Below are 10,388 nucleotides of genomic sequence, written 5' to 3' on the forward strand. Positions count from 1 at the left end.
GGCTCCCCTTCTCCCCGGGGAGAAGGGGTTGGGGGATGAGGGCTGCCGGGATAACGCTTGATTCCCCGACTTATGTATACACGGTAGCCCGGGGGGGGAGGGACTTTGAATCCGGCTCCCTTCTCCCGAGGGGAGAAGGGCTGGGGATGAGGGCTCCGGTGCTGATGGCTGGTACGTTATTAACATGCACATCCCTAACTTAGAAGTCGCTCGGTCTGCGCTGATGGCTCAGCGTAAGGAATTTCAGTGGTCACTGTCCAACCTCAAGCCTGTCCCTATCCCACCGCCGACCGCATTCAGGCTGTTCGCAAATACATCAAAAAAACCTGGCAGACGCTCCGTCGCACCCATTCTCACATTTTAGAAGCGGCTCAGGATATCAAGGTCGAGCATACGCCGGGCCGCTGGGTGGTTTACGTGCCGGTGCGGGAAGACCTGGGCCAGATTGAGAAAGCTCTGCAGGCAGCGATGCCCGTTGAGGAATTTGACCAGATTCAGCTAGAAGTGCTGCCGGTGCGGATCTCTCAGGTGAAGGAGCACGGCCTGCTTTACCTGCCGGGGGACTACGTGGTGCCGGGCGGACGGTTTAACGAAATGTACGGCTGGGATAGCTACTTCATCCAGCTGGGCCTGCTGCGCGACGGCGAATATGCCCTGGCCCAGAGCCTGGTCGATCAGCTGCTCTACCAGGTGAAGCACTACGGCACCGTGCTCAACGCCAATCGTACCTACTTTTTTAACCGCTCACAGCCGCCTTTTCTCAGCCGCATGGTGCTGGAGATGTATGGGCACACGCGCGATCGCGACTGGCTCCAGGCCACCGTTGCGCCCCTGCGCAGCTACTACTATTACTGGCTGGTACCGCCCCACTTTAATCAGGAAACCGGATTGTCGCGCTACTACTCCGAAGGTGAGGGACCCGCACCGGAGGTGCTGTACTCAGAGCGGGACGAGGCCGGACGCACGCACTTTGACCGGGTGCGCGACTACTACCGCCGGGTGCCGGTAGACGACTATGACGTCAGCCTGTTCTACAACCGCACCCAGGATCGGCTGACCGATCTGTTTTACAAGGGCGATCGCTCCATGCGCGAATCGGGCCTCGACCCGACCAACCGCTTTGGCCCCTTCAGCGTCGATATCATTAGCTATGCCCCGGTCTGCCTGAACGTGCTGCTCTACCAGATGGAGCTGGATATGGCCGAAATTGACGATATTCTGGGCCACCCCAGTTCGGTCAGCGTCTGGCGCAAGAGTGCCGAGCAGCGCCGCAAGCTGATTGACCAGTACCTCTGGGACGAGGCCAGCGGCCTTTACTTGGACTACAACTTCGGTACTGGCCAGCGCCGTCCCTACGAATTTGCCACCACCTTCTACCCGCTCTGGGCCGGGCTGGCTTCGCCGCAGCAGGCCCAGCGCCTGGTCGAAAACCTACCCCGATTTGAGGCTGCGGGCGGCATCCGCACCAGCAATAACGTCTCCGGCAGCCAGTGGGACGCCCCCTTTGGCTGGGCACCGCTACAGCTCATGGCCGCGCAGGGGCTGCGGCGCTACGGCTATCGGGCCGAAGCTGACCGCATCGCCCATCGCTTTTTGGCCCTGGCGATTGGCGAATACGACCGCTGCGGCTGCCTGCTGGAAAAATACAATATTGAGCACTGCACCGGCGAAGTTTCAGCCGAGATCCAGTTTGGCTATAGCACAAACGAGATTGGCTTTGGCTGGACAAATGGCGTCGTGCTGGAGCTGCTAGCGCTGCTGGACTGAATTTATCCTGCCGTCTGTGCTAACGTCAGGGAACCAGTAATAATCGGGGTTTATGAGCATTCAACAGCTGCCGGGAACTGCGAATGAGCTAGGAGCAACCTGGGACGGCCAGGGAACCAATTTTGCCCTATTTTCCGAGAATGCGACCAAGGTTGAGCTCTGCCTGTTCGATTCCTCCGATCGAGAAACTCGGTTTGAGCTCAGAGAGGTCTACAACTTTGTCTGGCACGGCTATCTTGCCGATATTCAGCCCGGTCAGCGCTACGGCTTTCGGGTGCATGGCCCGTTCGAGCCCGAGCAGGGCCATCGGTTTAATCCCTCAAAGTTACTGATCGATCCCTATGCCAAGGCGATCGCGGGTGACGTCCAGCCGGGGCCGGAAATTTTTGGCTATGACTGGAACGACCCGGACGAAGACCTCAGCTACTTCGACGCGGATAGCGCCGCCCTGATGCCAAAATGCGTCGTCATCGACCCGGCCTTTGACTGGGAGGGCGACCAGCGGCTAGAAATTCCCTGGAATGAGACCATTATTTATGAGCTGCATGTTAAAGGGTTTACCCAGCAGCATCCGAAAATTCCCCAAAAGCTGCGGGGTACCTATGCTGGGCTGGCCCATCCGGCGGCGATTAAGCATATTCAGTCCCTGGGCATTACCGCGGTCGAGCTGATGCCGGTGCACCATTTCAACGCGCTGCCGGGCTACCTGGTGGATAAGGGCCTGCGCAACTACTGGGGCTACGATTCGCTCAACTACTTTGCCCCCTACTCCGGCTACAGCGCTTCTGGAGAGGCGGGAGCGCAGGTGCGCGAGTTTAAGCAGATGGTCAAGGCCTTCCATGCCGCCGGGATCGAGGTGATTCTCGACGTGGTCTATAACCACACCGGCGAGGGCAACCACATGGGGCCGACCCTCAGCTTTCGCGGCATTGACAATGCCTCCTACTACCGGCTGGTTTGGGAAAACGAGCGCTACTACATGGACTATACCGGCTGCGGCAATACGCTGCGGGTTAGCCATCCCCAGACCCTAAAGCTGATTATGGACAGCCTGCGCTACTGGGTGCTGGAGATGCACGTAGACGGCTTCCGGTTTGACCTGGCCTCGGCTCTGGCCCGGGAGATGTACGAGCAGGGGACACTGGCCACCTTCTTTGACATCATCCATCAGGACCCGGTGATCTCGCGGGTGAAGCTGATTGCGGAGCCCTGGGACGTGGGTGACGGCGGCTACCAGGTGGGCAAATTTCCGCTGCTGTGGTCGGAGTGGAACGGCAAATATCGCGATACGGCTCGCGACTTCTGGCGGGGAGAAGACAGTGCCCTGGCGGAATTTGCCTACCGCTTTACCGGCAGCTCTGACCTGTACGAATTTACCGGCCGACGGCCCCACGCCAGCATTAACTTTATTACCGCCCACGACGGCTTTACCCTGCGCGACCTGGTCAGCTATAACGAAAAGCACAATGACGAAAACGGTGAGGGTAACCGCGATGGCGAAGACCATAACCGCTCCTGGAACTGCGGTGCGGAAGGCGAGACCGACGACCCTGAGATTCTTCAGCTGAGGGCACAGCAGCAGCGTAATTTTCTAGCAACGCTGCTGCTCTCCCAGGGCGTACCGATGCTGCTAGCGGGCGATGAGATGGGTCGCAGCCAGGGCGGCAATAACAATGGCTACTGTCAGGACAGCGAAATTTCCTGGGTCAACTGGCAGCTTTCACCGGACAATAAAGCCCTTTTACAATACACCCGCAGGCTGATCCGCTTTGTCCAGGAGCATCCTACCTTCCGCCGCCGTAAGTGGTTTCAGGGACGGGCGATCCACGGCTCTGAGGCCAGCGACATTAGCTGGTATAACGTGGAAGGCCTGCCGATGGGCGATGAGTGGGACGCGGGCTTTGTCAAAACGCTGGTGATCTTTCTGAACGGTAAGGCAATTCCCACCCGCACCCATCGGGGCGAGCAGATTGTAGATGACAGCTTTTTACTCTTTTTTAACGCCCATTACGAACTGCTGGAGTTTGCCCTGCCTGAGGTGCTCCGCGATCGCAGCTGGCGGCTGATCCTCGATACCAAAGATGGCGGCTTCGTCAAGCGGACTAAAAGCTTCCGGACTAAGGACCGGGTGCCCGTACCGGCGAGGGCGCTGGTTATTTTACAATGCGCTGACTAGACTTTGGACTCAATCAGCATGGGCCGACCCTGACTCACCCCACCAGGGTACCAACGCTGGCCCCAGCCTTGAGCTCAAAAATCTTCTCGATTACTTCTGCGACCGAGCGGTCTGGGGTCGAAGCGCCGGAGGTGATGCCGATGGCAATCGGACCAGACGGCAGCCAGTCGGCGCTGGAGGTCAGGCTTTGGTGCAGCGGTTTATGCTCGATCTGGTTGCCGGGACCAATCCGGGCGGCGCTGTCGATATGGTAGGAGGGAATGCCGCGCTCGATCGCGATTTCTTGCAGGTGGGTGGTATTGGACGAGTTGAAGCCGCCGATCACCACGATCAGGTCTACGTCGATATCCACCAGGTTGAACATGGCATCCTGCCGCTCTTGGGTCGCATCGCAGATGGTGTTGAAGCTTTGGAAATGCTGAGAGAGATTTTGCGGGCCGTACTTTTTCAGCATCGTGCGCTCAAATAGCTTGCCAATCTGCTCGGTTTCGCCCTTGAGCATGGTGGTCTGGTTGGCAATGCCGACCTGGTCGAGGTCAATGTCGGGGTCAAAGCCAGCCGAGTGGGCGTCTTTGAATCGGCTCAGGAAGTCAGCGCGATCGCCGCCGTTGAGAATATAGTCGGCGACATATTCGGCTTCTTCCAGGTTCAGCACCACCAGATACTTATCGGCAAAGGAGCTAGTGGCTACGGTTTCTTCGTGCTGATATTTGCCGTGGATGATCGACGTAAATTCATGCTTTTTATGCTTTTCGACCGTATTCCAGACCTTAGAAACCCAGGGACAGGTGGTATCGACGATGGTGCAGCCGCGGTCGTTCAGCAGCTGCATTTCCTGAACGCTGGCGCCAAAGGCGGGTAAAATCACCACGTCGCCTGACTGCACGCCGGAGAAGTCCTTCTGGCCATCGACTAGCTCAATGAACTGCACGGCCATCTGCCGCAGCTGCCGGTTAACTTCGGGGTTATGGATAATCTCGTTGGTAATCCAAATCCGCTGCTCGGGGAAATGCTGCCGCGCTTCGTAGGCCATGGCCACCGCTCGCTCGACTCCCCAGCAAAAGCCAAAGGCTTCAGCCAGATAGATCGTTACGTCGCCCTGGACCAGCTTGTACTGCTGGTCGCGCAGCTGCTGGATCAGCGAGCTCTCGTACTCCGTTTTCATCTGGCCGGCAATTTCGTCCTTCTGGCCAAAGCCCTGATTGCGGTAGTATTGCTCTGACTTGTTGAGCGATCGCTTAAATGCCTTAGTATCCATTCGTCTTCCTTAGCGGGTGAGCCTCAAGCCTATTCTAAACGCCGACTCTCCGTTAGCTCTAGCTGGGCATAGAGCGCGATCGCCGATCGCCAGACCAGATAGCCCTGCCGATTCAGATGCAGGCCGTCGGTGGTCAGGTCGGGGCGCAGGGTGCCCTCCCCCGTTGAGAATAGCGGATAGAGGTCGAGATAGTAAGCATCGTAATCATCGGCAATCTTATGCAGGGCGGCGTTGATCGCCTTGACCCGCTCGACCGGCAGCTCTAGCAGCAGATGCTTGCTCTCCCAGATCGATGCCTCGCCGCCGTGGGGCAGCAGCGACTGGATGACGATCTGCGATTCGGGGTGGTTTTGGGTCAGGTAGCTGACGATGGCTCGATAGTTATCAATAAACTGGTCGTCGGTTTGCCCCCAGATCAGATCGTTGATGCCAATCATCAAAAAAATGGTTTCAATTTTGGCATCGTCCAGCAGTGCTAGCCGGTTGATCAGCCCGTTCGTCTTTTCGCCAGAAATTCCCTGTTTTAACCAGGCTCGCCGTCCCGGCATCAGCTCTGGCGGAAACCACAGGCTGAGCGAGTCACCGAGCAGGATAGTCAGATGCTCTGGCTGCTGGGCAACCATCGCATCGGTTTTTTGCTGGAGCAGCTCCACCCATTCCTGATAGTTGAGGTGACGCATATCGGCAATGTCTGTCGGGACGACCATCGGCTCGCTGCCGCCGAGCACGTCCGTCACCGAAGCGCTGGTCTGGTGCAGGATCGCCGTCCTAGACAGGCTCGCCTGATTTTGCCAGAGGGCAATCAGCGCCGCGAAGAGCAGCCCGTTCATGATCAGCGAGAGGGCCGCCCAGCCTGGAATTTTGGAAAACCAATTAACCACAAGGATGACGAAGCTGGTCATGAACCCGATTCTACACGTTAAACCTGAATAGCATCACGTCGCCTTCTTTCACGGTATAGTCTTTGCCCTCACTGCGCACCAGGCCCTTTTCCTTGGCGGCCGTCATCGAGCCCAGCTGGGCCAGATCTTCATAGGAAACGGTCTCAGCCCGGATGAAGCCGCGTTCGAAGTCGGTGTGGATGACGCCAGCGGCCTGGGGGGCGACCATGCCAGCGCGGATCGTCCAGGCCCGGGTTTCCTGGGGGCCGGTGGTGAAGTAGGTGCGCAGACCGAGCAGGTCATAGGTGGCGCGAATGAGGGATTTCAGGCCGCCTTCCTCAACCCCGAGGGCGGCGAGAAAGTCGGCGCGTTCGTCCTCGGGAATTTCCAATAGCTCCGATTCGACCTGGGCCGAAACAACGACCACCTGCGCCGTTTCTTTAGCGGCGAACTGGCGCACCTCCTCGACCCAGGCATTGCCCTCGGCCAGGTCATCTTCCGAAACGTTGGCCGCATAGATCACCGGTTTACGGGTGAGCAGGCCGAGCGGCTTAATCACGGCTTCTTCCGCCGGGCTGAGCTCGACCGTCCGCGCCGCCTTGCCGCTGTCGAGGGCCGGTTGCAGCTTTTCCAAAATTTCTAGCTCGGCCTGGGCGTCAGGATCGCGGCGAGCCTGCTTGCGGACGCGCTCCAGCCGCCGATCGATCTGGGCCAGGTCGGCTAGGGCCAGCTCCAGATTGATAATCTCAATATCTCGCAGCGGCGCGATTGAGCCCGCCACGTGAATGATGTCGTCGTTTTCGAAGCAGCGGACGACGTGGATGATCGCGTCTACTTCGCGAATGTTGGCCAGGAACTGGTTGCCCAACCCCTCACCCTGACTGGCTCCCTTCACCAGGCCGGCAATATCGACAAACTCGACCCGGGCCGGGACGATACTATCTGAGCTGGAAATCTCTGCCAGCACGGCCAGCCGCGCATCGGGAACGGCGACCACACCGACATTAGGCTCAATCGTGCAGAAGGGAAAATTAGCCGCCTGAGCCTTAGCATTCGCCACGACTGCGTTGAATAGCGTGGATTTGCCCACGTTGGGAAGACCCACAATTCCAGCTCTGAGCATAGGGGTGTCGTTAAAGTCGCTGCATAAAAAGTGTACACTCCAGCATAAAACCAGAATGATATGCTTGGGCTAATTCTATGGGCTCACCTACTTAATGCTCCTGAAACGCCCGCTCAAGCCTTTGGCCGTTTTATTGCTAACGGGCCTATTGCTGAGTGGCTGTCGGCTCTTCAATCGCGGCTCGGGCGAGGTCGTGGGCAGCGTTAGCAGCCAGGCGCTCTCGGACGGTGGCCAGCTGCTAGAAAATGAGGCAGCGCAAATTCGTCTTGCTGTGCCGGATGCCTGGGAGTCTTTAACTGAACTGCGGCCCGATGCTGACATCTATGCCGCTCACGAAGCCGATCAGCTCTATATTATGGTTCTGGCCGAAGACCAGGGAACGCTCAGCCTATTCGACCTGGCCGATAATGCCGAACAGTACCGCCGCTTCATTGCCAGTAAGCTGGATGACTACGATGGCGAAACCGCCGTCGGCGAGGTCCAGATTGACGATAAAAGCGGCATCCAATACGAAATTCGCGGCAGCCTCGACGGGACTGAGCTGACCTATCTCCATACCACGCTGGAGGGAGAAGACAGGTATTACCAAATTATCGGCTGGACAAAAGCCGATCGCTACCCCAATAGCAAGGCCCGCCTGCAAGCCGTCATCGAAACCTTCCAGGGCACTTAAGGAGCAAGGTTAATTTCGCGCTTTTTGCAGAACTAAAGCCTGATGTCATGCCGAGTTGGACGAGGCATCTCGCTGAGAAGCATCTGCAGTTAGGAGATTCCACCCTACGGGAAGCCGCAAGCGTCTACGCTCTGTTGCTACTTTGGAGCCGCTTCGCGAACGGAATGACAATTCTTTTTATGTAATAAATTTCAATGCTTAGATACTTATCTTTCGGGGTTGCCCACTCTTCGAGAAGCCGCTTTGGCGTCTACATCCTAAATCCTTCTCCCAAATCTGGGAGAAGGACTTTGAGTTAGGCAGCTGCTCGTGGCCAAATGAACTTTATAATCCGCGAAAGCCTTACAGTACAAGATCTCTTGCTCCCCTTCTCCCCGGGGGAGAAGGGGAGCCGGACTCAAAGCCCCTCGCCCCGCGGGAGAGGGGTTTGGGGTGAGGGCCAGGCCAAAGTACAGCAGGTCTTACAAATAATTGGGCTAATCTACTAACCTAGAGCCCAACTCTGCCGACTTTGACCCCAAGGAGATAAAAGATGGCACAGGTTACTGTCAACGTTCCAGAGGATTTCCTAGAAAATTCTGACCCTGAAAGGTTTGCCCAGCAAATGCGGTTGGCGGCTGCCGTTTACTGGTATGCTCACGGCGATATTTCCATGGGGAAAGCAGCTCAGCTGGCGGGCTTGAACCGTGCAGAATTTCTGAATTTTCTATCACAGGAAAAGATAGACGTTTTTCAAGTCGATTTTGACAATTTAGAACAAGAATTGACTCGTAATTGAAGATGTGGTTGTGCCCATTGTTAAACAGAGATGCTTATGCGGTATGAACCTTTTCCAAAACCCATTCCCGAATGAGATCGGTATAGCTAATGCCTCTCAAATTTGCGGCTTGCTTAACGGCTTCTACCTCTGTGGGCTGCAGACGAATTTTTACCACAGTTTCTCGTCTAAAAACGGGCTCTGTAACTTCTTCTAAGCGATCGTTAAAATCGGTTAAGTCATGGCTGTCCCAGAATTGGGCCATCTTTTCAACTGAGTCAGTTTGTGAAATTTTCTCAATACTCATCGGTTCCTCCATTGAGAGCATCCCAATTTTGCAAATTACTGTAAGCCCTCACCCTAAATCCCTCTCCCCGGGGAGAGGGACTTTGAGCCGCACTATGGCTTTTGGCCCAGTTCCGGCTCCCCTTCTCCTCGGGGAGAAGGGGCGGGGGGATGAGGGCGCTAGCCTGGACCTGCATAATCGGGATGCACCCCCTCCATTGCCTGTATCGGCGCTTTTCTTTTTCGGTCATGGGTCGCGCTGTAACTGGGTATCCTCTACCATGAGGAAATTGAATAATCACACAAAATAAATATCGCCTAGCCTCGGTCTGACCCAATACATAGTAGACAGGGTTACTGCCTTCTGATTTTGCACGTTGGACAAAGGCAGCTCCAAAACAAGCCTCTTCGACTTCTTCAGGGGTGACGTTGTGTCGTGCAATATGGTCAATTCGATCCGGATTCCAGATGAACTCGTAGATCTGCATAGCCCTATTTTACTGAAACTTTGCAGGCCCAACCTACGAGATCAGCTTCCCGAATCTTGCTCGTCAACTTGCGCGTAGTCAATCCTGATGCCGCCGTCTTCGCCAACGATGATATCGCCGCCGAGGTCGCGGATGTGCTCTACGGCTCGCTGCTGGGTGGCTTCGTCGAGGGCAGTGGTGAGGATGCTGGCCCAGGCGTTGATTTGAGCGAGCTTGCTGGTGGGGTTGGAAGCCAGGTACTGGGCGGTCTGCTGTGAGACCTGGGCGGTCTGCTGAGCGCCAGGATAGCTAGACTGGCTGGCCCAGTCGGCGGCGGTGGCGTAGGACTGCTGAGCGGCTTTGCCATCGCCAAGAAAGAGCAGCTCGTCGGTGCCTTTGTAGCGCCAGATGTAGTAGCTGTCGGCGGGCTGCTGCGGGCCGAGGTGCTTGAGCCCTTGCTCCATAATGGAGACGGTTTTGTCGGGCATTCCGGCGTAGCCAGTGGTACTACCTGATAGGAAAAGGTAAAAGTATCGGTAGTAGGGATCGTGAGTGAGGGCAGCGTCAAAAAAATCGGGGCTGAGTGCATAGTCGGTTGCGGCGCGGGCGTCGTCGTCACCAAAGTACTGGAGGAATTGAAGAAAGGTCCAGTCGGCTAGCACGTTGTCGAAGCCAGCGGCGGGGACCATTTTTAATAGTTTTAAGTTGGCGGCCTGGGCCGTGAGCTGGGCGGCTTGCTGGTCGGCGGGCACTTTTTGGGCGGTGGCGTTGAGCTGGGGTAGTTGGAGGGCGCTGACGGCGCCGCCGAGGGCAAGGATGAGGATTGTAGGTTTTAGGAAGTTCAGGTTCATAAGGGTTCGTCTAAAGAAACAAGCTCATGGTTTCATATCCCCCCTTTTCAAGGGGGGTTAGGGGGGATCCTCAGGTGCTTGGAGGTATTGGGATCCCCCTCTGTCCCCCTTGAAAAGGGGGAGGGTAGAGCGAAAAGGGCGAGGGTATTG

Annotated in this window: 9 protein-coding genes; 4 read left to right on the forward strand and 5 right to left on the reverse strand. The window is 56.7% G+C overall.

Translation table 11 applies throughout. From position 1 onward, the window contains the following. Nucleotides 1-246 precede the first annotated feature (246 nt). The gene (locus tag IQ241_RS24100) at nucleotides 247-1,767 is read left to right on the forward strand and encodes a trehalase family glycosidase (RefSeq protein ID WP_193912175.1); all 1,521 of its coding nucleotides are present in this window, start codon (nucleotides 247-249) and stop codon (nucleotides 1,765-1,767) included. A gap of 52 nt (nucleotides 1,768-1,819) precedes the next feature. After that, nucleotides 1,820-3,943, forward strand: a complete 2,124-nt coding sequence (glgX, locus tag IQ241_RS24105; protein ID WP_193912177.1) for a glycogen debranching protein GlgX — start codon at nucleotides 1,820-1,822, stop codon at nucleotides 3,941-3,943. Nucleotides 3,944-3,977: 34 nt separating this feature from the next. On the opposite strand, the gene IQ241_RS24110 is transcribed toward glgX, so the two are convergent. Genes IQ241_RS24110 through ychF form a run of 3 tightly spaced genes read right to left on the reverse strand, consistent with a single transcriptional unit; the run spans nucleotide 3,978 to nucleotide 7,205 of the window. Then, the gene (locus IQ241_RS24110) at nucleotides 3,978-5,201 is read right to left on the reverse strand and encodes a 4-hydroxy-3-methylbut-2-enyl diphosphate reductase (protein ID WP_193912179.1); all 1,224 of its coding nucleotides are present in this window, start codon (nucleotides 5,199-5,201) and stop codon (nucleotides 3,978-3,980) included. A 29-nt stretch (nucleotides 5,202-5,230) separates the two neighbouring features. Beyond that, a complete protein-coding gene (locus tag IQ241_RS24115; RefSeq protein ID WP_322743784.1) occupies nucleotides 5,231-6,082 on the reverse strand; it encodes a GDSL-type esterase/lipase family protein in 852 nt (283 codons plus the stop codon). Nucleotides 6,083-6,113: 31 nt separating this feature from the next. Beyond that, nucleotides 6,114-7,205: a redox-regulated ATPase YchF gene (gene ychF, locus IQ241_RS24120; protein ID WP_193912183.1), complete on the reverse strand. Its 1,092-nt coding sequence runs from the start codon at nucleotides 7,203-7,205 to the stop codon at nucleotides 6,114-6,116. A gap of 94 nt (nucleotides 7,206-7,299) precedes the next feature. On the opposite strand from ychF, the gene IQ241_RS24125 reads away from it, so the two are divergent. Together IQ241_RS24125 and IQ241_RS24130 are read left to right on the forward strand one after the other, a co-directional pair. Next, nucleotides 7,300-7,878, forward strand: a complete 579-nt coding sequence (locus IQ241_RS24125) for a hypothetical protein (protein WP_193912185.1) — start codon at nucleotides 7,300-7,302, stop codon at nucleotides 7,876-7,878. A gap of 532 nt (nucleotides 7,879-8,410) precedes the next feature. Beyond that, nucleotides 8,411-8,656 (forward strand): UPF0175 family protein, encoded by a 246-nt coding sequence (locus tag IQ241_RS24130; protein WP_193912187.1) that lies wholly within the window; start codon nucleotides 8,411-8,413, stop codon nucleotides 8,654-8,656. Between the two features lie 34 nt (nucleotides 8,657-8,690). Here IQ241_RS24130 and IQ241_RS24135 read toward each other — a convergent pair whose 3' ends face one another. Together IQ241_RS24135 and IQ241_RS24140 are read right to left on the reverse strand one after the other, a co-directional pair. Continuing rightward, the gene (locus IQ241_RS24135) at nucleotides 8,691-8,942 is read right to left on the reverse strand and encodes a CopG family antitoxin (RefSeq protein WP_193912189.1); all 252 of its coding nucleotides are present in this window, start codon (nucleotides 8,940-8,942) and stop codon (nucleotides 8,691-8,693) included. Between the two features lie 507 nt (nucleotides 8,943-9,449). After that, nucleotides 9,450-10,238 carry a hypothetical protein gene (locus IQ241_RS24140; protein ID WP_193912191.1) on the reverse strand — a complete coding sequence of 263 codons (789 nt, stop codon included), beginning with the start codon at nucleotides 10,236-10,238 and terminating at the stop codon, nucleotides 9,450-9,452. Nucleotides 10,239-10,388 lie beyond the last annotated feature (150 nt).

It is taken from the genome of Vasconcelosia minhoensis LEGE 07310, from assembly GCF_015207255.1.
In the GTDB taxonomy this organism is placed as follows: Bacteria; Cyanobacteriota; Cyanobacteriia; order Phormidesmidales; family Phormidesmidaceae; genus Vasconcelosia; species Vasconcelosia minhoensis.